16 protein-coding genes are annotated in these 25388 nt (G+C 64.2%); 5 read left to right on the top strand and 11 right to left on the bottom strand.

Going from position 1 to position 25388, the window contains the following annotated elements; genetic code table 11:
- The first annotated feature begins 131 nt into the window (after nucleotides 1-131).
- From C84B14_RS06330 to C84B14_RS06315, 4 genes are read left to right on the top strand one after another with little or no spacing between them, the layout of a single operon-like run.
- Complete coding sequence (locus C84B14_RS06330; protein WP_353222675.1) at nucleotides 132-1040, top strand: metal ABC transporter substrate-binding protein; 909 nt, start codon at nucleotides 132-134, stop codon at nucleotides 1038-1040.
- Between the two features lie 39 nt (nucleotides 1041-1079).
- Nucleotides 1080-2015 carry a manganese/iron ABC transporter ATP-binding protein gene (locus C84B14_RS06325; protein WP_353222673.1) on the top strand — a complete coding sequence of 312 codons (936 nt, stop codon included), beginning with the start codon at nucleotides 1080-1082 and terminating at the stop codon, nucleotides 2013-2015.
- Nucleotides 2012-2914 carry a metal ABC transporter permease gene (locus tag C84B14_RS06320; RefSeq protein WP_353222671.1) on the top strand — a complete coding sequence of 301 codons (903 nt, stop codon included), beginning with the start codon at nucleotides 2012-2014 and terminating at the stop codon, nucleotides 2912-2914. Before C84B14_RS06325 ends, C84B14_RS06320 begins: the two co-directional genes overlap by 4 nt.
- Nucleotides 2911-3780, top strand: coding sequence for a metal ABC transporter permease (locus tag C84B14_RS06315; RefSeq protein ID WP_353222669.1), 870 nt, complete (start codon nucleotides 2911-2913; stop codon nucleotides 3778-3780). Before C84B14_RS06320 ends, C84B14_RS06315 begins: the two co-directional genes overlap by 4 nt.
- A 70-nt stretch (nucleotides 3781-3850) precedes the next feature.
- Here C84B14_RS06315 and C84B14_RS06310 read toward each other — a convergent pair whose 3' ends face one another.
- The 10 genes from C84B14_RS06310 to C84B14_RS06265 form a co-directional block, all read right to left on the bottom strand.
- On the bottom strand, nucleotides 3851-4963 hold the full coding sequence (locus C84B14_RS06310) for a DUF6607 family protein (RefSeq protein WP_353222667.1): 1113 nt from the start codon (nucleotides 4961-4963) through the stop codon (nucleotides 3851-3853).
- A complete protein-coding gene (locus C84B14_RS06305; protein ID WP_353222665.1) occupies nucleotides 4960-6156 on the bottom strand; it encodes an SO_0444 family Cu/Zn efflux transporter in 1197 nt (398 codons plus the stop codon). Before C84B14_RS06305 ends, C84B14_RS06310 begins: the two co-directional genes overlap by 4 nt.
- Nucleotides 6157-6852: 696 nt before the next feature.
- Nucleotides 6853-8595 (bottom strand): toxin-antitoxin system YwqK family antitoxin, encoded by a 1743-nt coding sequence (locus C84B14_RS06300; RefSeq protein WP_353222663.1) that lies wholly within the window; start codon nucleotides 8593-8595, stop codon nucleotides 6853-6855.
- The gene (locus tag C84B14_RS06295) at nucleotides 8592-10961 is read right to left on the bottom strand and encodes a hypothetical protein (protein ID WP_353222661.1); all 2370 of its coding nucleotides are present in this window, start codon (nucleotides 10959-10961) and stop codon (nucleotides 8592-8594) included. Before C84B14_RS06295 ends, C84B14_RS06300 begins: the two co-directional genes overlap by 4 nt.
- 112 nt (nucleotides 10962-11073) lie before the next feature.
- On the bottom strand, nucleotides 11074-12813 hold the full coding sequence (locus tag C84B14_RS06290) for a toxin-antitoxin system YwqK family antitoxin (protein ID WP_353222659.1): 1740 nt from the start codon (nucleotides 12811-12813) through the stop codon (nucleotides 11074-11076).
- 29 nt (nucleotides 12814-12842) lie between these two features.
- Nucleotides 12843-14117: a toxin-antitoxin system YwqK family antitoxin gene (locus C84B14_RS06285; protein WP_353222658.1), complete on the bottom strand. Its 1275-nt coding sequence runs from the start codon at nucleotides 14115-14117 to the stop codon at nucleotides 12843-12845.
- Entirely contained in the window at nucleotides 14114-16471 is a 2358-nt protein-coding gene (locus tag C84B14_RS06280) for a P-loop NTPase family protein (protein ID WP_353222656.1), read from the bottom strand. Before C84B14_RS06280 ends, C84B14_RS06285 begins: the two co-directional genes overlap by 4 nt.
- 121 nt (nucleotides 16472-16592) lie before the next feature.
- Nucleotides 16593-18137 carry a hypothetical protein gene (locus C84B14_RS06275; RefSeq protein ID WP_353222654.1) on the bottom strand — a complete coding sequence of 515 codons (1545 nt, stop codon included), beginning with the start codon at nucleotides 18135-18137 and terminating at the stop codon, nucleotides 16593-16595.
- 174 nt (nucleotides 18138-18311) lie between these two features.
- The gene (locus C84B14_RS06270; RefSeq protein ID WP_353222653.1) at nucleotides 18312-19907 is read right to left on the bottom strand and encodes a hypothetical protein; all 1596 of its coding nucleotides are present in this window, start codon (nucleotides 19905-19907) and stop codon (nucleotides 18312-18314) included.
- On the bottom strand, nucleotides 19904-22282 hold the full coding sequence (locus C84B14_RS06265; protein WP_353222651.1) for a hypothetical protein: 2379 nt from the start codon (nucleotides 22280-22282) through the stop codon (nucleotides 19904-19906). Before C84B14_RS06265 ends, C84B14_RS06270 begins: the two co-directional genes overlap by 4 nt.
- 234 nt (nucleotides 22283-22516) lie before the next feature.
- Here C84B14_RS06265 and C84B14_RS06260 point away from each other — a divergent pair, with 234 nt between their 5' ends.
- The gene (locus tag C84B14_RS06260) at nucleotides 22517-23110 is read left to right on the top strand and encodes a GNAT family N-acetyltransferase (RefSeq protein ID WP_353222649.1); all 594 of its coding nucleotides are present in this window, start codon (nucleotides 22517-22519) and stop codon (nucleotides 23108-23110) included.
- A 39-nt stretch (nucleotides 23111-23149) separates the two neighbouring features.
- Here the strand turns inward: C84B14_RS06260 and C84B14_RS06255 are convergent, their stop codons facing one another.
- Nucleotides 23150-25351: a TonB-dependent siderophore receptor gene (locus C84B14_RS06255; RefSeq protein WP_353222647.1), complete on the bottom strand. Its 2202-nt coding sequence runs from the start codon at nucleotides 25349-25351 to the stop codon at nucleotides 23150-23152.
- Nucleotides 25352-25388: the final 37 nt, after the last annotated feature.

Below are 25388 nucleotides of genomic sequence, written 5' to 3'. Positions count from 1 at the left end.
GATCCAGCGGGCCTTCAAACGCAATTGACAGCCTTGGCGCGAAAAATTAGCATCGGCTAAACTTTAGGGCCAAGTGTCATGCGGGTTTGACAGCGTCTTGGTTTCGTTTTCAATTCGTGCCGGAGATACGCATGGGAATTCGACGCTGGATGACGGCTCTCCTGGCCGTGGGCTGCTGGGCGGTTTCAGCGCCCACTTTCGCCAGTGACGAGGCCCGCTTCAAGGTGGCCACCACGTTCACCATCCTTGCGGATATGGCACGTAACGTGGCCGGCGAGCATGCGCAGGTGGTGTCGATTACCCGGCCGGGCGCTGAAATCCACGATTATTCGCCCACACCGCAAGACATCGTACGTGCCAGCGATGCGGATCTGATTCTCTACAACGGCTTCAATCTGGAACGCTGGTTCGAGCAGTTTCTGAATCATCTGGGCGATGTGCCTTCGGCCACCCTCAGCGACGGCGTGCGCCCGATTGCCATCGCGGCCGGCGACTATGAAGGCATGCCGAACCCGCATGCCTGGATGGGGCTCGAAGGCGCCGAAGTCTATGTCGACAACATCCGCGACGCGCTTATCGCGCAGGATCCCGATCATGCCCAGGCCTATCGCGACAACGCTGCGGTCTACAAAAAACAGATCCGCGACACCATCGAACCACTGCGCGAGCGTATCGGGCGTATTCCGGAGTCGCAGCGCTGGCTGGTCAGCTGCGAAGGCGCGTTCAGCTATCTGGCCCGCGACTTCGGCATGAAGGAGCTTTATCTGTGGCCGATAAACGCCGAGCGTACGGGCACGCCGCAGCAAGTGCGCAAGGTGGTCGACGCGGTCAGGCAACACGATATCCCGGCCGTGTTCTGTGAAAGCACGGTCAATACCTCGCCGGCGCGTCAGGTGGCTCGCGACACGGGTGCGCACTACGGCGGCGTGCTGTATGTCGACTCCCTGTCCAAGGCCGACGGGCCGGTGCCCACCTATCTCGACCTGCTGCGCGTGGACGCACAAACCATTGCCGACGGTCTGCACGGTCGTGGCCAATGAGCCATGATCGGCGTTCGCACCTCTCTAACGGCATGCACCATGGCTGAGTCTGCCGCGAACTCGGGCCGAGCCGCCCCGCGAGACAGTACGCACGACGGCATCGTGGCCCGCCATGTGACCGTGACCTATCGCAACGGCCATACCGCGCTTTACGACGCGAGCTTTACCACGCCGCGCGGTTCGATCGCGGCGCTGGTCGGCGTGAACGGCGCCGGCAAGTCCACCCTTTTCAAGGCGATCATGGGCTTCGTGCCGGTGGCCGAGGGCGATATTCGTCTGCTCGGGCACACGGTCAAGCAGGCATTGGCCAGCAATATGGTCGCCTACGTGCCGCAGTCCGAGGACGTGGACTGGAGCTTTCCGGTGCTTGTCGAAGACGTGGTGATGATGGGCCGCTACGGCCATATGGGTTTTTTGCGCCGGCCCAAGCGGGCCGATCGCGAGGCGGTCGCGGGCGCGCTGGATCGCGTCGGCATGGCCGATTTCCGGCAGCGCCAGATCGGCGAGCTGTCCGGTGGTCAGCGCAAGCGCGTGTTTCTGGCCCGCTCGCTCGCCCAGGACGGCCAGATCATTCTGCTCGACGAACCGTTCACCGGGGTGGATGTCGGCACCGAAGAGCGCATCGTCAAATTGCTGCGCGAACTGCGCGACGAAGGCCGGGTGATGCTTGTATCCACCCATAATCTGGGCAGCGTGCCGGAGTTCTGCGATCAGAGCGTACTGGTCAAGCAGACCGTGCTCGCCTACGGGCCGACCGATACCACCTTTACCCGCGCCAACCTGGAGCGCGCCTTCGGCGGCGTGCTGCGTCATTTCAGCCTTGGCGGCGCGACCTTGCACGATGACGACGACCCGCGCGAGGTGTCCATCATCACCGACGACGAGCGTCCCTTCGTGCACTACGGCGATCCGGGCGCGCACGACAGCCATCGCCAGGCGCCGCTGACCCGCGAACCGCGCGAACGCGACGCATGATCGATACGCTCATCGAGCCGTTTACCTATAGCTACATGCTCAACGCCATGTGGGTATCGGCGCTGGTGGGCGGCGTGTGCGCGTTTCTATCGGCCTATCTCATGCTCAAGGGCTGGTCGCTGATCGGCGATGCGTTGAGCCATTCGGTGGTGCCCGGCGTGGCCGGCGCCTTCATGCTCGGCCTGCCGTTTTCGGTGGGCGCGTTCATTGCCGGCGGGCTGGCCGCGGGCGCGATGCTGTTTCTCAGCGAACGCTCGGGCCTCAAGATCGACGTGATCATCGGCATCATCTTTACGTCGTTTTTCGGGCTGGGCCTGTTTATGGTGTCGCTCAACCCGTTGGCGGTGAGCATTCAGACCATCGTCATGGGCAATATTCTGGCGATCACGCCCGAGGATACGTTGCAGCTGGCCATCATCGGCTTCGTGTCGCTGGCGGTGCTGTTGATGAAGTGGAAAGACCTGATGGTGACGTTCTTCGACGAAAACCATGCCCGCTCCATCGGTCTGCGACCCGACCTGCTCAAGCTGCTGTTCTTCGCGCTGTTGTCGGCCGCGATCGTCGCGGCGATGATTACCGTGGGCGCTTTTCTGGTGATTGCCATGGTGGTCACCCCCGGGGCCACCGCCTATCTGCTGTCGGATCGCTTTCCGCGCCTGATTGCGCTGTCGGTGCTCATCGGCACGCTCACCAGCTTTATCGGTGCCTATATCAGTTATTTTCTCGACGGCGCCACCGGCGGGATCATCGTCACCCTACAGACGCTGGTGTTTCTGGCCGCCTTTGTGTTTGCGCCCAAGCACGGGCTACTCGCCAGCCGTCGCAAGGCCGCACGCGCGCTCGGCGCGCATCGCGCCGCGGCCCATGAAGACGGCGTGCAACCAGGGCGCTCGGCATGAGCGTCGATACCCTGCTGTTGCCGTTCGAATTCTCGTTCATGCGCAACGCGTTCTGGATCGCGCTATGCGTGGCGCCGCCGACCGCGCTGCTGTCCTGCTTTCTCGTGCTCAAGGGCTGGGCGTTGATGGGCGACGGCACCAGCCATGCCACGCTGCCCGGCGTGGTGCTGGCCTGGATTCTGGGCGCGCCGTTGATCGTGGGCGCCTTCGTGGCCGGCATGGCCTGCGTGCTGGCGACCGGCTATCTGTCGCAGAACAGCCGGGTCAAGCAGGACACGGTGCTGGGCGTGGTGTTCTCCGGCATGTTCGCCGTGGGCATCGTCATGTATGCCTGGGTGCCCACCAACGAGCATCTCAGCCATGTGCTGTTCGGCAACATGCTCGGTATCGGCCGCGGCGATCTGATTACGGCAGGGGTGATCGGCGCGGGCGTATCCGTGCTGTTGCTGCTCAAGTGGAAAGACCTGGTGCTGCATGCCTTCGACCCGGCCCAGGCCAAGGCGTCGGGGTTGAATACCACGCTGCTGCACTACGGCCTGCTGGTATGCCTGTCGTTGACCATCGTTGCCACGCTGACGTCGGTGGGGCTGATTCTGGCCGTGGGGCTGGTGATCACACCCGGTGCGATTGCCTTTCTCACCGTGCGCAGTTTCGGGCGGATGCTGATCGTTTCCGTGGCCGTCTGTCTGCTGTCGATGCTGGGCGGGGCCTATGTGAGTTTTTTCATCGATAGCGCCACCGCGCCGACCATCGTGCTGATGCTGACCCTGCTGTTCATCCTGGCCTTCGTTTACCGGCTGAATGTCAGCCGTCGCAATTCGCGCCGCAAGGTCTTACAGGCCGCGGATCGCATAGCCGATTATTGAATCGACAGCGACGTAGGCCAGGCTTCGGGCGATGCCGAGCCCGGCGAGTGGCATACGCGATTCGACGCAATCACCGCAAATCGATATAGGGAGCCATCAAGGATTCGACCTGACTGGCAAGCGCGTCGGAGTCGTCGCTATCGGCCTTGTCTGCTGCGTCGAACAGCCGTGCGAACAGCGGCGTGCCGTCGACGCTCGCGCAGATTTCGAGGTGGTCATGCTGGGCCAGGGCGTGATCCCAGTAGCGTCGTACCGCGGCCCAGAACGGGGCGGTTTCGGCCCAATAGTCGGCGGCCGGCTGGAAATCGGTATTCACGATACGCTGGTAGCGCACCAGCCCGATTTCCTGCGCCAGTGCCGTGGCATCGCCGTCGGCATGGGCGATCTTGCGGGCTGTTTGTTCTTGCAGCCAGCCGTGCGGGGTGTGGGTGATGCGGTGGCGACCCTCGAGCACATCGTAATCGTCGCGCACGCTGGACTCGCGGCGTGGCAGGGGGCGGCCGAAGCGTTCGCTGTGCCAGCTCGCCACGCCGTCCTCGTAGTGCCAGCGCCCGAGTGCTTCGTAGCGCAACGAGTCGTCGACCTGATAGACCGTCTGCTTCCAGCGCCCGGCCGCCTCGCGATCGGATAGCTTCTGCTTGTGCCAGAGGCGATCGCCGTCGTAGCGCCAGATCGTGGCCGGCTGCCACTGCCAGCGTTGGCGCCAGTGTTTCATCACCATGGGCGCGCTGATCTCACCCGCATCGTCGATGAAACGCATCACCATGATGTGCTGCAGCTCGATTTCGGTGGGCGTATCGGCGATTACGAATACGCGCTCGGTGGCCCAGGAGCGATAGGGTCGGGCGTCGCGTTCTATGCCGGGCGCAAGCGCCGCGGTTTCGATGAATTCGAATGTCGCGCGATAGTCACCGGCCAGCGCACGAATAGCGCGGGCATCGCGCTCGCGCGCTTCGATATCCGGCGCCTGGATGGCGTCATAAGCCGCGGGCACGCGCGTGTCGAGTTCGACCGGCGCGCCGCGTGTGGTGCCGCCGCGCGGTGCCGGCGTTTGTTGCGACGCGTTATCGAAAACGTAACTGAATACATAGGGCGTCGCGGCGTGCAACCCGGGCGCGAAGACACAGGCCAGCACGAGCAGCACCCGGCGACTCAGACGCCCGTGTTCGCGGCGACGGCTCATGCCTGCTGGAGCCGTTGCAGCAGCGGCGCGCGCAGCGGCCTGATCGAGATCATGACCAGCACGATGACGGCCGGCAACGACAGCCATAACGGGGTAAGCGCATGCTCGGCATCGACGCCGGTGACCAGATCGATACCGAGGGCGGTGACCGCGGCATCGGTAGCGAGCCCGAACGCCAGTGCACAGGCGCCCATGCAGCCGACATAGAAGCCGGCAAAGGCGGTGCCGAACTCCTGTCGCACGGCGCCGATCGTGGCCAGGTTGGTCGCGGGCCCGGCGAGCAGAAAGACCAGTACGGCCCCCGGCGACATGCCGGCCGCGAGCAGGGCGGTGGCGATCGGCGTGGACTGGGTGGCACAGACATACAGCGGCACGCTGATCGCCAGCATGATGAGCATGGCCGGAAAGCCACTGCCGTAGGTGGACAGGGTTTGTGGCGGCACCACGGTGAGCGTGACCCCGGCCACCACCAGCCCGATCAGTAGCCACAGCCCGAATTCGTCGAGAATCCGGGTGATGGCGTAGTGAATGCCCTCGGCCAGACGTGCGCCAACGCCCGGCGACGTCTCACGCGAGCCGCAGCAGCCGGCGCCCGTTGAGGGGTCGGCTGGTCGCGTCGCCGCCGCCGCGCCGGCCGAGCGATGCGTGGCGGGCGCGGCCGTGCTGCAGCAATCGCCGACGGCCGACGTCTGCGCCGGTTTTGAGGCACAGCACTCGCTGTCTATGTTCGAGCTGGCACAGCAGCCAGCGGCTGCGGCTGCGGCCGCGCCGCTGCGGCCCGAGGTCGGCATCAGATGGGAGGCCAGGCCAGTGATGATTGCGCTGGCGATTGCCGCGACGGGTCGTACCACGGTGAAAAACGGCCCGAGCAGGGCATAGGACGCACCCACCGAGTCGGCGCCGGTTTCCGGCGTGGCGATCAGAAACGACGTGGTCGATGCCCGCGACGCGCCGCTGCGATGCAGGCCCACCGCCACCGGGATCACGCTGCAGGAACATAGCGGCAGCGGCGCGCCGATGAGCGCGGCCTTGATCGTTGGCCAGGCACCGCGCCCGCCCAGCCAGCCGGCGATGCGTGCCTGCGGCACGAAGGCGCGGATGCAGGCGGCGATTACCAGACCGAGCAATAACCAGGGGGCTGCCTTGAGAAACAACAGCCAGGTGTTGATGACGATATCGACGACGAGGGACATGTGAATAGCGTCTCGAACGTAGCGGCTGACAGCATAGCAGCGTGCGCGACGCCAATACCGGTGCGACACACCGACACCCTGTGCGCAGCTGCGCTGCGGCGATTTGCCGCATGCAACTGCCGATACGGCCGCGACCCGCGCGACGTACCAATGGCGCTCTGCTCGATAACGGGGGTATCAGCGGCCAGATGCAGTATCGAGGCAGCGCAGGTTATCGCAACGCGGTTCGTATCGACGGTATCGGCATTACCAGCGGTGGCGCGAACTGGATGGAGCCGCCGCTGCACTATGCGCCGTCCGCGCTGACCGGTCAGACCGGCGATACCAAGACGCCGATGGGCACCATTGGGGCTTCCAGCTACGGCCCTCGCCCGTACAGCCTGGATTTCGGCCGGCGGTGGTCGGCGCGCGAAACCACCGGTTTTTTTGCGGCATCAGGACACGGGCCGTACCGGCACATCGGCGCTGTCGCTGGATATCGAATTCTTCGATACCACGCGGGCCCAGCTCGGCCACAAGACCGAGGTTGGCCAAACGACGGTCGATGCGCGTGTGTCGTTCAACGACGTCGCTCATCAAATGCGCAACTTCACCCTGCGCGAAGCACCCGATTTCAGCCCGCTCTATGGCAGCGCGGCCGCTCGACGCTATGGCCTGCCCGCATCGTTCGAGAAACGACGCGGGCAGGCCTTGCGTTCAGCTTTGCGCGTCCGGTGCGTCCACGTACTTGCCGTCGCGATAGTACTGCTCGTAGATCAGCGACCCGTCGTCGCCGTAGCTTGCGCTGCGCCCATCTCGCGTGCCGTGGCTGTACGTTTCCAGCCCCGTCATGCGGCCGTTGTCGGCGAAGCCGTACCAGGTTCCATCGCGGCGACCCTGGTCGTCGAAATACCCGGCCGAGACGGCATAGCCCTGCTCGGTGATGGCCACCCAGCGTCCGACCCGAACACCGTTGCGATAGCGGCCTTTCCAGACCTGACTGTTTTCGTGCATCAGCCACGGCCCGTTGCGCTTGCCGTTTTCGTACTGGCCGCGCGCGATCAAACGGCGGTCGTAGCCGCGATATTCGACGTAGTCGCCGACCTGAACGCCATGGCGGTAATGCGCGCGTGAGAGCAGTTCGCCATCGGCGTCGGTTTTTGTCACGGTGCCGTGGCGTTCGCCCTGGTCGTCGTAGTGGCTTTCGGTGCGCTGGCCGCTGTAGCCGTATTCCACCGCATCGCCCACCTGGGTGCCATGGCGAAAGCTTGAATACGCGTACAGCTCGAAATCGCGATAGCTTTGCTGTTTGCCGTGGCGCTTGCCGTTGTCGTCGTAGCGTTCGATGGTGTAGCGACCGGCTTTCGAGCCGTTGGCCTTGTACTGCTTGCCGACCGGTTGGCCGTTTCGTTCGACTTTGTGCCGGCGGACCCGGCCATTGGTGAAGAACGAAATATTCTCGCGATAGCCGGTGTCGGGGTTTTCGATACGCTTCGAGATCACATAGCCGTTCTTGTCGTGCCAGCGCGTGATCTTGAGCGTTTCGCCGTCGCGCTCGACGTGGTGCATGACGACGCTGGGCATACCGCCGTTGTAGCTCCTCGAGGCGATGAGCTCGCCACTGCCGTCGTCGGCGTAGGTTCGCGAACGCGCGGGCCGGCCTTTCTGGTCGTACCATCGATTTTCGCCGACGTACTGGCCGTCGCGATAGTGTTCGACGCTCTTGAGCTGGCCGTTGTTGAACCAGCTGCGTTGCTCGCCGTCGCGCTGACCGTCAGCGTAGCGCCACAGTCGGACAAGACGGCCTTCGTCGTTCCAGTGGCGTTGCTCGCCGTCGAGTTTATCGTCGCGATAGTGGCTGCGGCGTGTGAGATGGGCGCCGTCGATACTGTACCGTTCGGCCCAGCCGTTGCGCTCGTCGTCCTTGTACTGTTCGAGAAGATAGAGCGAGCCGGCGGAATAGGTTTGCTTGATGCCTTCGATCTTGCCGTCGACATACGGCGTACGACAGCGCAGCAGGCCGGTAGCGCGGTTGTAGCAGCGCACCTCGCCGTCCACCACGCCATGTTTGACCGGTTTTTCGAAGCCCAGCTTGCCGTCGTCGGTAAAGCCGACGATGAGACCGTTGAAGCGGCCGTCGCTGTCGTGGGTGCCCACCTGTTGCAGCGTGCCCGTTTCCGGGTCGTGGCTTTCGTAATAGCCGATCCAGTAGCTGTCGTCGGCGTTCATGTCCGGGTCGGACAGATAGCTGCGATAACGCAGCTGATCGCCATCGAGCGTGCGCACTTCGGTCAGCCAGCCGGGGCCATCGCGCTTGTCGGCCACGGTGGCCTTGTAGATGGCCTGGGCCTTGGGTACCGGGTCGAAATCGTCGTCGAGCCAGAAGATGCTCTGGGCGAAAGCGGCGGCCGGCGCGAGCAGCAATGCCAGCGCCAGTACGCGGTGTGTGAGCGGCCTCATGGCAGCGCCTCGAGCTTGTCGTTCCAGCGGCGTTCGTTCGGCTCGCCGTCCAGTTTCAGCGCGAGTACCTGATCGGCCGAGCCCCAGAGCCGGATGATGCCGTCGTCGTACATGTAATCGCCCAGGCTGTGCTCGGCGGCTTCCTCGGGCCAGTCGGCCAGACGCTGGTCGGGCGCGGCGTCCTTGCGCATCGGCCGCAGGGCGTTGCCATCGGCATCGACAATGCGAACGCTGTCGAAAAACGCGGCTGCCGATTGGTCCGGGTCGGGCATGCGCCCGGTCACGGCTTTCAGATCGATAAGCCAGGGTTTGTCCGAGTCGATCGAGGTGCGCTGCCAGCGCGGCGTGCCCGTACAGGCCAGGGTGGTCTCGACCTCGATGCCGTAGAAGTAGGTGCGGATGCCGTCATCGGTGGCCAGTTCCCAGGTTTGCTCACCGGGCGTGTCGGCATTTTCCTGGCGGCCGTAGTAGCGCTTCGGCGCCGGCCGGCGTTGCCAGACCAGTTCATGGCCGGCCTGGGCCGGTGCGTCGGCGCTCAGTTCGCAGGCGCCGACGAGGCCTTCGGGCAGCACCATGCGCAGGCGGTTCTTGTCGGCATCCGTGGTCTGGATATCGTCGAGCGCGATCGGGCCTTCGGCGGGCATATGCGTGCGCGCGGCCGCGGTGATCGTCTTTTTCTGCGGCGGGGCCAGATCGCGATTGCTATAGCGGGCGGCATAGTCCTTGAACGAGACGGTGTAGGCCTTCTTGTCGGCATCGGTACGGGTATGGCGCAGCGCCAGTTCGGCCGGCGTGTGATCGGCCTGCACCTTAAGATGTTGTCGCCATGCCATCGGCTGGTCGACGCGTGCCAGGGCCACTTCCTCGGGAGTGGTCAGCCAGCTGCCCTGCGGCTTGGCCAGCGTCGTCGCCTGCAGGCCCGGCTGGGCTGTCGAGCCATCCAGCCAGTAGTAGGCGCTGCTGTCCGTATACAAGTCGACCCACCAGCTGTTGTCTTCATCCGGCACCGGCCGCGCGGTCACACGAATATCGCCGGCGCCCAGCTGGCTGGGTTCGTCGCCGAGTTCGAGCTGCTGGGGCTCACCGGCATCGGGCCGTGTGTAGGCGAACTGCGCTTCGACACGGGCGACACGATCGAGGTCGGGGTCATCCCAGCCCAGGCTGACGAGTTTGAACAGCAGGGCCGGGCCGTCGCTGTTGGTAGTGGACTCGTAGTCGTAATCGATGGTGTCGAATACCAGCGGAATATCGAGCCGCTGATCCTGGTCGTCGTAGAGGGTGATATCGGTGAGCTCGAGCGAACTGAACGGGATGTCGTCGAACGAGTCCATGTCCAGCGCAAGGGTCAGTCGACGATCCTGGGCAATGAATGCCGGATTGCGCGAGGCGAGCTCTAGATCGGTCGGTGGCGTCTGCGGCTCGGGGTGGGTGTCCGCCGGCGATTGCGGGATCGGGTATTCGCGATCCTCGGCGACCGGCAGATTGTCGAACAGGCCCGACAGGCCGTCACCGTAGCCGCCCGTCGCCAGGTCATCGCGATGAAGCGCATAGCTCAGGCTGCGCACGTTGGCCGTGCGGTCTCGGACCTGTATACGCATGTCCGATACCGCGGCCATCGCCTCCATCCAGCCGCTGCTGCGATCCACGCGCACGCGTGCCTGCAGGCGCACATCGGAAATACGCGCGTCCAGGCCCAGGCCCGACAGCTGGCCGGCGATCGGGTTGCCCTCGTCCAGTGTGTCGGCCGAGCCGGTGATCTGCAGCGATAGCGAGTCGTCGTCTACACGCACGACTTTCACGCTCACGTTTTGCATGCCGCGATACGTGTCCAGGCTGACTTCGGCGCCTTCCCGGGCGGGCAACGACTGAGCGATCATCGGATCGATGACCTGGGTCTGGAACGCATCGCCGGTCAGGTCGGGCATGTCGGCGCCCAGGGCGTCGAGCTTGTCCTTATTGACCAGTTCGATGAGGCTTTTACCGTCCGCGTCGAGGGTGAGCTTGAAGCCGTCGCGCAATAGGTCGGCGATCGGTTGTGTTGCGCGGCTGCCGGTATCGTTGCTGGCGAACAACGTGTCGTTATCGCGCGTGATCGCGAGCAGTTCAGGCACGACACGCAACTTGATCGTTTCGCCGGCATCGTCCACGTGATAGCGCATCACGCCCCGGCTTGCGGTTTCGTACGTGCGCTGTTGGCGGGAATCCTCGTCGGGCGTGATCTCGACCTGGGTCGCGACCAGATAATCGCGGACCTCGCCTTCGGTGGGGGTGAAACGCACGTTGCCGGGGGAGTACAGCGTGTAGGCCGCCAAAGCGAAGCCCCCGATGACGAACAATAAAGCGATCCAGAGAATTTTTCGGTTCAAAACAGACCTATCAGGACGTGGCGACGCAGGCGACAGCCAGCCGCGGTGCGTGCCGGTATGGGTTTAAGGGTGAAAAATCAGATAGCAGCGATAGCGATGCGGTAAGAATCCGTCAGTGCATATCGCGCAGGCCGTTGCAGTATTCGATACGGGTCTGGCCGGCGTTCGGGTCGTAGGCCGGCGTGTCGACGCGTTCGCCGTTGCGATACAGCGCACAGCTGTCGAGCGCGCCGTCGTCGCGGAAGTTGCGCCATAGGCCGTTGCGCTGGCCGGCCTCGAAATTACCTTCGGTGAGCGGATACCCCTGCGCGTTGACGGCCTGCCAGCGGCCAATCTTCTGGCCGTTGCGATAGTCCCCGTGCCAGGTCGGGCCGCCGCTGGCCGATGTCTCGATCCAGCGCCCGTGCCGGGCACCATCGACATAGCGGCCCTGCTCGACGGGCTTGTCGTCGTCGGTATAGCGATCGTAGCGCTCGTACAGGCCGTCTCTCGTGCCCTGGTCGTAGTGCGCGATTTCGACAGGTTGCTGGTCGCTGTCGAGCACGCGGTATTCGCCGTCGAGCTTGCCGTCGACATACTGGCCTTCGGTACGCCGACCGCTATAGGCGCGTTCGAAAAAGGGGCCGTTGCGCTTGCCATCGGCCCAGGTGGTCATTTTCACGACTTTACCGTGGCGGGTTTCGAGCTGTTGGCCCTGACGTTTGCCGCTGTCGTCGTAGTGGGTGCGCATGGTGTGGTCGGGTTCGAGGGTTTCGATATAAAGACCCACCCGATGGTGGTTGCGCAGTTCACGGCGATAGGTCAGCGCCCCGTCGGAGGCAAATCGCAGCTCGATTTCGTGGGCCTGGCCAGGGAATGTGATGCGGCGGACTTCGACATAGCCGTAGCGGTCGAAATACTCGTGAATTTCCTTCGGGGTATCGGTATGGGTATCGCGGACATGGCGGACCCGGGTTTTCGGCTGACCGGTGGCGGTGTTGTAATGGGTCGTGGCCCGTAACTGGCCGTCGCGATCGAGCACGATCTGAGCGGTGACCTGGTCGTTCACGTTGTAGCGAGTGACCACGTCATTGCTGATCTGTTTGCCGTCGCGGTAGTGCACGATCTCGCTGAGCAGGTTCTTTTCCTGATCGTGCCACTGGCGTTGCGGGCCGTCCTTGCGCCCGTTCACGAAACGGGTTTCGGCCACGGTCTGGCCGGCGCTGTATTCGCGTGCCCAGCCATGCGCCCGGCCGTCGCGGTATTCGACCCGGCTGACCAGCCAGGCCCGGTCGCCGGTGCTGTATTGCTCGGCGACCCCGTCGAGGCGATCGTGGTGATATTCCTCGATACGAAACAGCGCGCCCTGGACATACTGGGCATGTACGCCTTCGCGCTGACCGTTTTCGTAGTCGGTGATGCTGTCGAGTTCGCCGTCGACATACCGGCGGGTCTTGCCGTCGAGTTCGCCGTCGCGATAGAGCGCGGCGCGTTCGAGCCGGCCCTGGGCGTCGAAGTTGGTCATCAGGCCCTGATAACGGGCCTGCGCATCGGCGGTGCCGACTTCGGCGAGCCGGTGTTCGCCGCTCAGGCGATAGAGCTCGTAATGACCGATCCAGGTGACATCCGTATCGCCCGGTTCGGGTCGGGCGACATAGCCGCGCATGCGCAGGGCATCGTCTTCGATACGGCGCAGTTCGGCCGGCCAGCCGATGCCGTCGCGTTGATCCTCGACGCGTACGCGATAGCTGGCCGCAGCCGGGTCGGCGACCGGGTTGAGTTCGGCGTCGTACCACAGGCGGGTGTCGGCATGGGCGGCAGCGCTACCGGCCAACAGGGCGGCAGCCAATACGCAGCGCAAGCGCGTGATCATGTAAAAACCTCTCGTACTGGCACGGTGCGTCAGTCGGCGCTGTCCGAACCGCTGTCCTGGCTGTCGCCGACCGGTTCGCCGTGGTCCATCGTCCAGCGGCGAACCACCTGGTCATTGCGATAATCGGCCTGCTCACCGTGCAGGCGCCCGCTGTCGTCGTAGCGGCGCCATTCGTAGTGGCCGTCCAGGGTCTGGTCGATCTGTAGGCCGTTCGGTTTGCCGTCCACGACTTCTTTTCGATAAAGGACGTGGCCGTCTTCGCTAAAGCGCGTTTTGATGTAGTGCGGTGCATCGCGAAAGCTGACGTGACGCGTGACCAGGTGGCCGGTATTGGAAAAGGTTTCGTCTACGCGCTGGGTGCGCCCTTGTGCGTCGGTTTCGATCCGGTTCTCGGTCTTGCGCGGGTTGCCCTCGATCGGCCAGAACAGGGTCCGGCGCAGCCGCTGCCCGTCGTCGCCGATCACGCGCTCTTCGTCGAGATAGGCGCCGCGATATTCCTGTTGAAGCCCGCGCACCTTGCCGTCGCGATAGTGGTATACGGAGGCGAGATGCCCGGCGGCCTGGTCCGTCCAGTTGCGCTGGATGCCGTTCTTGCGGCCGTCCACATAGTGGGTTTCCTGCAACAACGCGCCTTCGAGCGACCAGATCCGTTCCCAGCCGTCGAGCCGGCCGCTGCGATAGTGGCTGCGCTGTGTGAGTACCTGCGGTGAATGCAGGCTGCCGTACTGTTCGACCACGCCGTCGATCTTGTTGTCGTGCAGCTCGGTGAGCTTGCGGATGCGCCCGTCGTAGTAGCTGGTTTCGAAGCCTTCACGCTTGCCATCGACCAGCGGGGTGAGATCGCGCAGTTCGCCGCCGACATAGCGGCGCCCCATGCCCTGCATGACGCCGTTTACATACGGTGTTTCGTAGCTGAGATCGCCATCCCGCTCGAAGCCCACTGCCAGGCCGTGGCGCTCGCCGGCCATGTTGCGGGTACCTACTTCCGCGAGCTTGTAATCGCCGGCGAAGCGGTAGAGCTGATAGGCGCCGACCCATTTTTGTTCGGGATCGGCCAGATCCGGCGTCGAACTATAGCTGCGAAAATTCAGCTGGTCGTAGCGGATGCGACGAATTTCCACCGGCCAGCCCGGGCCCTCGCGTTCGTCGGCGACCGTGGCCTTGCGACTGGCCTTGGCCTTGGCGACGACTTCGAAGTCATCGTTGAGCCAGAAAGTACCCTGTGCCCAGGCGCTGCCGGCCTGGACGAACAGATAGGCGGCGACCAAGACGAATCGTGGACGTAATAGCGTCGAACGGTTCATTGCAGGCCCTTCAGATGGTTGCGCCATTGTTTTTCGATCGGCGCGCCGGAGAAGGTCAGCGATTTCACGGCCGCGATGTTGCCCCAGAACCGGATACGACCGGACTCGTCGAGATAGTCCGACACATGGTGTTTGGCCCCTTCGACACGCCAGTCGTCGAGCCGGGTATCCGCGGTCATGTGCTCGAGCATGGGGCGCACGGGCTTGCCGCGCGTATCGATAAAACGATGACTGTCGAAAAAGCGGGCTGCCTGCATGTCGGGGTCGATCTCGCCTTCGACCACGGCGTCGATATCCACCAGCCAGGGTTTGTCCCGGTCGCTATCGAGTTCACGGGTCTGCCAGGCGGGCTGGCCGGGGCAGCGCAGCGTGGTAGCGATATCGATGCCGTAGAAATAGGCGCGTACGCCGTCGTCGGTCATCAGTACCCAGCGCTCGGTATCGGGGTGTTCGCCGGTGCGCGGCTGGCCGATGCCGAAACCGGACGCACGCTGGTCTTCCGGGCGCCAGACCAGGGCATGGCCCTCTTGTGCCGGTGCGTCGGCGGCCAGTTCGCAGGCCGAGCCCACGCCGATCGGCAGGCGCAGGCTCAGGCGATTCTGGTCCGCGCCTTCGGGTTCGGCGTCGACCGCCAGCGACGGCTTGTCCGGCACCGGCGCGATATACAGCTGACGGATTTCCGGCGGCGGCAGTTCGCGGTTGGCGTAGCGTTGCCGTCGGCTGGTGAAGTTGACCTGGTGAGAGCTCGGCGCAGGCATGTTGTTGTACAGCGCAAGGGCGAAGCGGTCGCTCTCTCCGGTCACCCGAATCTGTTGCACCCAGGCGTCCGACCTGTCGACCCGTTCGAGTAGCGTGCGATCCGAAGGCGTCAGGCCCTCGTGGGCACGGTCGCTGATCCGGGCCGACAGGTCCTTGCCGTAGATCGCGCTCATGTCGTAGATATAGAACGCCTTCGCGCTGCCGGTCAGGATCAATCGCCAGCCGTCGTCGGTGGGCACGGCACGCGCCCGGGCCGAGCCCTCGTGCAGCTCGGTGGGGGCATCGGCCAGCGGCAGCTCGATATGCTCGGGCTCGACCGGCGTTACATAGTCGAACCGGGCCTCGACGTTCGCGATCCGGTCCAGCTTTGCGTCCTGCCAGCCCATGGGCAACAGGCGCACCTTCGTACTGATACGGCCCTGGTCGTAGTCGGGGCCGATCGAGTCCAGTACCAGCGGAATATCGAGCACCTGGCCCTCGGCGTCGCGCAGGGTGAGCCCGGTGAGCGAGGGCACGCTCATATGCGCGTCTCTGGCGATGTCGTGCCCCAGCGTAAGCACCAGCATATTGTCGTCGTCGACAAAAAAGCTGGCGTCGACGTTGGCAAAGGGCTGCCGGGCCGCTTTGACCATCGGCCGCTTTGCGGCCGCTGCGGGGCTGTGCGGCAGGGGCAGTTCCATGCCGTTCGGGCGCTGGCTGCTGAACGCGGTGTTGCTGAACGCCTTCAGCCCGTCGCCGGCCGTACCGAGGGCCGGATTGTCCACCGCGCGCATGGTCAGCGTCGTGTGCATGCGGCCGGTCTTGTCGCCGTTTTTGATCTGTTGTTCACTGACCAGGGTCAGGGCTTCGATCCAGCCCGTATCGCGATCCAGGCGCATGCGCCCGTGTACCCGAATGACGCGCGCGCTGGCGCGGCTGTGAGCGCCGCCGACCTTGGTGTAGGCCGTGGGTTTGTCGTTGGCGCGCGTCAGGGAAGCCGTGACGCTGTCGTCGTCGACGGTTTCGACCGTAAGCGTGAGCGCGGGCATGCCCTGAAATGCGTCTACCGTGATTTGTTCACCCGCGCGGGCCGGTACGTTCCGGGTAAGCGCCGGGGCGGCCATCTGCTGTTCGAACTGATTCATCTGCGAGTCGCCGGCCTGTTCTCTGAACGCATTCCAGGCGCCGCGGTTGACTGCGCTCAGTCGGGTGTCGCCGCTTTCGCGATTCACGATCAGGTCGAAGCCGTCACGCATGAGATCGACCATCGGCGTGTCGCGCCGATCGCGTGGTCTGGCACTCGAAAACATCGTATAGCCGCTGTCGTCTTCGACATCGATAAAGCGCGGCTGGACATGAACCTTCAACGACGGCCCGGCGGCGTCCACCCGATAGCGCATCACGCTCTGCATGGCCACCGACACGTCGTTGAAGCCGGTGGGCGAATCGGCTTCGGCATGAATCCGTGTCATCACGCCGACGCGATAATCACGCGTATCGCCCTCGGCCGGGTCGAAGGCGATATCCGAGGGCGTCGAGAACACGATCGCCGCTGCGACGGCCGCGATGATGGCCACCACGGCAATCAGGACCAGAATCAGTTTGTTATTCGACACGCGCAGCTCCGGATAATAGAAACGACGAACTCGGTTTCATTGCGGCCCGACCTGGGCCCGCCCGTGATTCGTGCAGGCGGGCGTCGAGCACATGGGCTCCAGGCAGGGGGGGTCACAACGGTTAGCGCACCGGGTCGCGTCGGGTGAATTTGATCGTGGCCGTGGTGGTGTTGGCCCGAGGCCTCAAAAGCACGAGATCGAATGCATCGATATCGCCTTTTAGTTCGAATTGCTGGCGCCACACGTTCGTATTGTCGACATGATCGAGCAGGGTCTGGTCCGTTGGACGCACGCCGCTGTCGGCATGATCGCTGGTGACAGCCGAATCGCCTTCGAACACGGCGGCGTGATCGGGTGTGTAGTAGTGGGTATAGCTTCCCCGCAGAGTTACTCGCCAGCCGCCGTCGATCGGTACGGCACGGGCATGTGCCGGGCCGTCGTCGAGCTGGGTCGGCGTGTCTTGCAACGGCAGTGCCACATCGGCCGGGGCGTCGATCGGCTGGTAGGTGAACGTTGCCTGTACCTCGGCGATATCGTTCAGGTCGTCTTTCTGCCATCCAAGCGGAAGAAGACGCACCTCAGCGGTGTTGCCTTCGGTGAAATCGGGGCCGATCCATTCCAGCACGAAGTTCTTGTCCAACCGCTTGCCGTTTGCATCGCGTAGCGTGAGCGTATCCAGCCTCAGCTCATCGAGGCCTGCGTTGGTGTCCTCGTCATACCGGATCGTGAGCACCAACGCGCCGTCTTCATCGTCGATATGAAAATTGCTGTCGACATGGGCCAGCGGCTGCTTCGACGCTTCGAAGGCCTGGTCTTCCGGCACGGCGTCCGCGCTGTCGGGCAAATGCAGCTCGGTGCCGGGCATGGCGGCAAGCAGGGTATTGGTCTTGAACTGCTTCAGGCTGTCATAGAGCGCGCCGGTGGTCGGGTTATCGACAGCCTGCATGGTCATGGCGCTGCGCATACGGGCGGTACGATCGCCTTTTGTCAGCGCCTGTTCGCTGATCAGCGTCATGGCATCGATCCACCCGCTGTCGCGATCGATACGCACACGCCCGTGGATGTCGGTAAAACGTGCGCTGGTGCCGTAGGCGGTGCCGTCCATGGCGTGGGCCGGCGCCGAGCTGTCTTTGGCGCGCTTGAAGGTGGCGGTCACGCTGTTGCTATCGACCTGCGTGACGGTCAGCCGCAACGCTGGCAGGTTCTGGAGACCGGTGATCGTGACCTGTTCGCCTTGGCGAGCCGGTACCGACTGGGCGAGCGCTGGGGCGAACAGCTGTGGCTCGAACTGATCGATTGGCGCCTCGGCTTGGTCCGCGAGCGCTCGCAGGGCGGCGCGGCCGTTGTCTTGCAAGCGTGTTTCGCCGCTTTCGCGATTTAGGGTCAGATCGAAGCCGGCACCCATCAGGCTGGGAATGTCGCTTTGTTCGAACGCTTCCGGCTGTGCGCTGGAGAACAGGACCTCGTCGTTGTTCTCGGCCTGCATGAAGCGGGGTTCGATATTGATCTGCAGCAGGGGCTCGGTCGCGTCGACGCGATAGCGCATCACGCTCTGGAGCGTGAACCAGCGGCTGGCAGAGGCGGCCGGCTCGTCGTCGGCCTTGAACTGCATGCGCATGTTGACGCGATAATCGCGATGGTCGCCCTGCGCGGGGTCGAAAGACACAGCTGAATCTGCCGCGAACGCGGCTGCTGCAAACGTGTTAAGCGCTAACACGACGACCAGCGCCGAAATGAATTTTCTATGCGGCACGCGCAACTCCGGTTGGATAAAACAGACAAGGGCTTGGTCGAGACCCACGATCAGAAAATGCTCGTCCACGAATTCGAGCGGTGTTTTTCATGGCGATGTACTGCGTTTGAATTCGACGCGGTATTCATGTCGCTTGCCGTTGGTCAGCCGCACCAGCGGCAAGTCGACGGGCGAGCGGTCGGCGTTGATGCGGATACTGGAGACATCTCGACCCAGCCCGTCGACGCGCGAGAGCAGGGTCGCTTCGCCAACGCTCAGCCAGCTGTCGTCGAGCGCGAGGTCGTAAGCGCCCGTCACCCCGGGCGCGATCGCGTGACGGCTGGTGTAATAGCGGGTATCGGCGGTGTTGTCGGCACGCAGCCGCCAGCGGTGGGCGTGCGCCGGGTCGGGCGTGGCCTGTAGCTGCGCGCCCGCGTGTTCGAGCGTATGCGGCTGGTCGTCGAGGCGCAGCGTGAAATAGTGCGGCTTTTGTTCGTGATAGATCAGCGTTGCTTCGGCGCGCGCGATGCGCTCGAGCACGGACCGGTCGCCGCCCAGCGGCACATAGATGAACATCTGGCCGTCGTCGAAGGTTTCGTAGTCGAAAAACGGCGAGTCCGCATAGAGCACGGCCGGCACGTCCAGGGCGTTGTCGTCGGCGTCGTAGAAGGTGACGTCGCGGATGCCCAGCGACAGGGCCGGAACACGCTCGTTTTTGTTGTAGCGGATATGCAGGATCAGCCCTAGAAGATCGACGCTCAGGGCGGTGTCGTAGTCCGCCAGCGACGGATTGCTGATGGCCGGGGCGGGGCGCGCGATGTCGTCCGGCGCCTGCGCGAACTCGATCTCGCGGCGGTTGCTATCCGTAGCCCCGAAGAAGGGCGCCAGCTTGTCGTCGCCATTACCGCTGAGCAGATCGATCTTGCGATAGGCGCGGGTGACGCGATCGATGGCAACCGGGCCGGCGTCGCGTTCGACCACGTCGCGGCGTACGAGCGTGAGCGCATCCAGCCAGCCGTCGGCGCGGCGTATACGCATGCGCCCAAGCAGGCGGACATCGGCGGGCTGGACGTCGGCATCGAGCGCGCGCGTGGTGTCAGTGGATTCGATACGCAGGCTCAGGGTGTCGTCGTCGATCGCCTCTACGCGAAAGCGGATATCGCTGAGCCCGCGCCAGGTGGCGAGGGTGTATTCGGCGCCCTCGCGTGCCTCTATGGATCGGGGCAGTGTCGGCACCACGATGGGCGCGACGAGCGGATTGCCCGCGGGCGCGTCGAGTTCGTCGCCGAGCGAGGTCCGCGCCGCGGCCGCTGCGTGATCGAAGGTTGGGCGGCCGTTTTCGATGGGCATATCGAAGCCGCCGACTCGGCGCGCCAGATCGCCCTCATACGTGATTCGAGCCATCGCTTTCTGGTCGTCGCCGTGAATTTCCGTCAGCAGCGGCTCGACGTGGAGCTGACGCGAGTCGCCGAAATCCTCCAGCCGATAGCGCAGGACGCCGATCGCCTTCACCCAGCGATCGAAGCTGTGGGTATCGAGGCGGTGTTCGGTCACCCGGTGGCCGACGACGTACGTCGTGTTCGAGCCGGCTGCCGCATCGAATGCGTCCGTGCCGGTCAGGCCGTTGTTTGCGAACCACCCGGCAGCGCCGGCACAGGCGATGACCGGTAATGCAATGCCGGCGAATACGAGCGATCGTTTCATGGGGTGTTTTCGGCCTGTCCCGCGTTATCGCGCGCCGCTGTGTCGCAGGTGTCGGCCCCGTCGGCCGCATGCGGCCAGCGGCGTTTTACGCTGGGTGCCGGGTAATCGAGCGCCAACAGCTGGGCGACGTCGCCCCAGATACGAATCTGGCCGCTGTCATCCACGTAATCGCCGACGCTATGTGCGGCCGCCTCCTGTGCCCAGTCCGTGGCGGGTTCCTCGCTGCCGCGCTTGAGCCTCGGTCGCAGCGGTCGGCCGTCGGCGTCCAGGAACTGGACCCGGCGGAAATACTCGGTGGCCGGCAGCGATCCATTGGGCCAGCGACCGGTCGCACGCTTCAGGTCGATCCGCCAGGGCATGTCGTGCTCGATCGTTACTCGATGCCAGACCGGCGTGCCGGGACAGGTCAGGACCGTCTCGACAGCACGCTCGCGTACGTCGACGGCCTTGCCTTGGACATCGGTGAGCTGCCAGTCGGTGCTTGTGTTGTCGTGCCCGGCGTTGCTGTCAGGCGCCACGCGGCGCCACAGCAGGGTGGGTGCATTCTGACCCTCGGGCCAGGCGCTCAAGCCGCAGGGCTCGGCCAGCTCGACAGGCAGCGTCATGCGCAGGCCGCCTGTTGCGGTTGGCACCGGGGCATCGATTGCGTCGAGTGAGATATCGCGCTCGTCGAGTACCGGCGTATCGATATGCAGCGTCTTTGCCGGCCTGGCTGCCGGTGCGCTGCCGGGCAGCACGAAACGCACGGTCTCGGTTTGCACGATATCGCCGTTGTCGGTGTCGAGCAGGGGCAGTTCCAGCGAAGGTTGGTCCGCTTCGATACGCAGGCTGTGTTTCCAGGCACGCGGATTGTCGTTGCGAGCGAGCATGATCTGTTCGGCCGGGGTTGAACCACTGTCCGGCTCCGGCAACAGTCCCTGGCCGGTCACACCCTCGGGCAATGCGCCGGGGTCGAGCCAGTAAAATCGTTCGCCGCCGGTGGAAAGCGCCACCTGCCAGGCGTTGTCGCGGTCTGCGAGCGGTTGTGCCACGGCGCGCGCATCGCCGTGTTCGAGGACACGGCGCTGATCGTCGAGTTTGAGCGTCACCGGTTCACCCTGCGGGCGTCGGCGAAAGCCGATATCGGCGTGTACCTCGGCGATCCGGCTTGGATCGTTTTCGTTCCAGCCCAGCGGTACGAGATTGATCAGCCAGCCGCCCCCGCCTTCGCCTTCGCCTTCCCCTTCAGTCTGGTAGTGCATGGTGTCGAAGGCCAGCGTCCCGTCGAGGCGCTTGCCCTGGGCGTCGTATGCGATCGCGTTTTCCAGCTCGAGGCTGCCGTATGGCAGCCTGCGTGCGTTGCCGCCATCCAGATACAAGATCACGCCGTCGTGATATGCAGAGAGCGCCTGTGCGCTGTCGGGTGCATCGAAGCGGTCAGGCGTCGCATGCAGCGGTGGCGCCAGGAAAGCAGGGCTGAACTGGGCCATCATCAGATCGCTCGCCGTGATGAAATCAGGCGGCAGGCGTAGAAAGGCGTTCAGGGGTGTGTCCACCGCGCCGGCCAGGAGATTGTCGCGGCGATGGGCATAGGTGATCGAGCGCATGGTCGCCGCTTTATCGCCGAGGGCCATACGCAGGCGTAGCACCAGCGTCATGTCGGTCAGCCAGCCGTGTTCGCGTTCCACGGTCATACGCGCGGCCACGTGGATATCGGATACGTCGATGTTCTGGCCCGGCGGGGCCATGTTCCGGATCAACGGTGAGTCGCTTGGCAGCTCTTCGAGTTCGCCGTCGATACGCAGCCAGGCGTGTTCGCTGTCGAGCGCGTCCACGCTGAGCGTCAGGCCTTCGAAACCCTGGAAGTTGTCGAGCGTAATCTCGGCGCCCGCGCGCGCTGGAATATCCGCCGGCGGCATCGGTCCGAGCAGGGCCTGCTGGAAAGGGTTTTCTGCCCGCTTGTCGAACTGCCGGGACAGGCGTTTGAAAGCCGCGGCGTTGGTGGGACGTATATCCATTTCGCCGTTGCCTGTCAGCGTCATGTCGAAGCCGTCGCGTATCGCCGCGGCCAGCTCACGATCGCGCCCGCCCATATCGACGCTGGACAGCGTCGGCTGGTCGTTGACCGCCATATCAAGCAGGTCGATCGCGGCATGCAGACGCAGGGGCTCGCGCCCGGTCACGCGATAGTTGACGATGCCGTGGCTGGTTACCGTGTCGTCGAGTTCTTGTCCGTCGACGTCAACCACCACGCGGTTGCCGACCCGGTAATAATGCTGCGCGCCCAGCGCCGGATCGAATTCCAGCTGTGGTTCCTGCGGTGTTATGACGATACGCGCTGCCACGCCCACTGCAGTGATCAGGAGTGCGCCGGCAAGCCATCGACGTATGTTCATCAAGCGCTGAAACGTTGGGGTGGGACGTATCGACAGGCCGGCGTCACGGCTGTCGCACCGGTCCCGCAGAACACGGCCCGTCAGGGCGATGGCAGGAAACCCGGTTCGTCTCACCGGTCAATGAGACGTTACTCTGCGTAACCGGCTGATCTATGGCATAAAATGATATCAGGGCCGGGTAAGTTGTTGTATGTAGGAGCTATTAGTCGGTAGTCCAATCATATTGGGGGCGAGATGAATAAGTGGATTGAGCCAGGCGTTCTGACCGGCGATCGCGTGGTATTGGAGCCGCTCGAACACGCCCATGCGCCGGCGCTGGCCGAGGCGGTACGCGACGGCGAACTCTGGCGGCTGTGGTACACCTTCGTGCCGGCCCCCGACGCGGTGGATGGCTATATCGATACAGCCCACGCCGAGCGGGCGGCGGGCGGTCTTGCCTTTGCCGTGCGCGATCGCGCCAGCGATACGGTGATTGGCTCGACGCGTTTCTGTCACGTGAACGCGGCCAACCGTCGGGCCGAGATCGGCTATACCTGGTATGCGCAGCGCTTTCAGCGCACCGTGGTCAATACCGAATGCAAGCGGCTGATGCTCGCCCATGCCTTCGAAACACTCGATGCGATCGCCATCGAGTTCCGTACCCATTGGCACAATCGGGTCTCGCGGGCGGCGATCGCGCGCCTGGGGGCAAAACAGGACGGCGTGTTGCGCAACCATCAGATCAGCGATGACGGCATTCTGCGCGATACCGTGGTCTTTTCGATTCTGGCGCACGAGTGGCCGGCGGTTCGCCAGAACCTGGATTTCAAGCTCGAACGCCGTGGCTAAGGCCGGCCCGCGGCGAGGCGGGCCGGCGCGGCCTGTTTGCTACCAGCGATAGGTCAGGCTGCCGACCACGGTACGCGGTACGCCGTAGTCGCAGAAAGACGTCGCCTGCGAGCCGTTACAGTAGAGTTTGACCTCGTCGAAGATGTTGCGCCCCGACAGCTGCAGCGTGACGTCGTCGAATCTGTAGCGCACCGAGGCATCCACCAGCGTGGCCGAGGGATAGCGGGCCTCGTTGGCGGCATCGGCAAACGAGGAACTGGTGTAGCGCAGGCCGGCGCCCAGGCCCAGGCCGTCCAGCGCAGGCTGCTGGAAGCTGTAGTCGACCCACAGCTTGGCCAGGTGGTCGGGGCGGTCCGGTACGCGGTTGCCGTTGGTGGTCTGGCTGCCGCCGGCCTCGACGACTTCGACCTCGTTGTAGGTATAGCTGGCAATGGCCTTCAAGCCACGGGCGAGATCGATCTGGGCCGAGGCTTCGGCGCCGCGCGAACGGGTTTCGCCGATCTGGCTCTGTACGGTCGGGTTGCTGGGTAGGGCCACCGTTTCGTTCTGACGCGTGATCTCGAACGCGGCCAGCTCGAAGGAGGCATCCCAGCCGTCGGGGCGATAGCGCACACCGGCCTCGTACTGTTTGCCGCTGATGGGGTCCAGGGTCTCGCCGGTGACCTCGTTCACGCCGTATTGCGGCACGAACGATTCGCTATAGCTGACATACGGCGCCACGCCGTTGTCGGCCAGATACACCAGCCCGGCGCGCCAGCTGAGTTCGTCCTGGTCGTTCTTGTCGGCGCCCAGCGATTGTTCGTCGACCCAGTCCTGGCGGGCGCCGACCGTGAGCGCCCACTTGTCCGCGAACTTCATGTGGTCCTGTACGTAGAGCCCGTACTGGCTGGCTTCGGTGCCGTTCTGGTTGGGTGCGTCCGGGATGGTGAACGACTGCGTGTAGTCGGGATCGTAGAGATCGAGATCCGGCACCGGCGCCTGGCCGCTAAGACGCAGAAAGCCGGAGGTACGGCTGTCGTAATCCAGGCTCTTGTAATCGAGACCGACCAGCAGGTTGTGGTCGATACCGCCGAACTCGACATCGGCGATCAGACGCTGATCGGCGGTCAGGGTGTCGGCGTCGTCGTAGCGCACGCGAATATCGCGTTCGAGCGTGGTGAGATCGTCGTTGAATGGGGGACTGGCGCCGAAGTAGTTGCGGAAGACGTCGACCACGTCGTAATCGATCTGGCGATAGCGCACGTTCTGCTCGAAGGTGAGCCGGTCGTTGATCAGGTGCTCGAACAGATAACCGACTTCGTACACCTCGGAATCGTAGCCGCCCAGACCGGGCTGGCCGATATAGCGATCTTCGGGAATGCGTTCGCCGGTCGCGGGATTGGGGCGCTTGGTGCCCGCCAGCGGAAAGCCGGTCCAGTAATAGTCGGACTGGGATTTCTGATAGCGCGCCAGCAGCGTGAGTTTCGTGGCTGCATTCGGCGTCCATGACAACGCCGGCGCGATATACACGCGGTCGTCGTCGATATATTCGATCGGCGTGCCCGACTCCTGCACCAGTCCGGTGAGGCGGTAGCGCCACTTGCCTTCGCTATCGAGCCTGTCGCTGACGTCGGCCTTGAGCTGCTTGTGATGGAACGTACCCATTTCGAGCCCGATTTCGCGCAGCGGCGTGTCGGTGGGCTGTTTGGTCACCAGGTTGATGATGCCGCCCGGCTGGCCCTGGCCGTAGAGCACCGAGGCCGGCCCGCGCAGCACCTCGATACGTTCGACGCCGTAGGCCTCGATGGGGGCATCGTAGGGCAACCCCGCAAACAGACGCGTACCGTCGCGATAGGTCGCATCCGCGGCAGAAAAGCCGCGGATCTGGATACCATTGCTGTCGATGACGTCGTTGTTCACGCTGTTGGCGGTATTCACGCCGGGCGCGTATTCGACCGCTTCGGCCAGCGTATCGGCACCGCGGTCCTCGATCTGTTCGCGGCCGATCACGCTGACCGACTGCGGCGATTCGATGAGCGGAATATCGGTCTTGGTGGCGGTTGCGCTGCGCTCGGCCACATAGCCTTCCACTGGCGCATCGGCCCCCTTGATACGGCCACCCTCCACGTCGATCGGCGCAAGCGGCGTCGGCGTGGTAGTGGTCTGGGCGCCGGCAGCCGAAGCCGCCAGGGCCAGGGCAAGCGCGCTGGCAATACGAATGTCGACGTTTCGAAGCCGGAGCCCGGTTTTACTCTCGTGCATGAATCCCCCTGTGAACGATATGGCTATGCAAACTGTT

Source organism: Salinisphaera sp. C84B14 (assembly GCF_040361435.1).
In the GTDB taxonomy this organism is placed as follows: domain Bacteria; phylum Pseudomonadota; class Gammaproteobacteria; order Nevskiales; family Salinisphaeraceae; genus Salinisphaera.
Note: the sequence above shows the minus strand (reverse complement) of the source record. Positions and strands in the feature narration are given on the sequence as shown.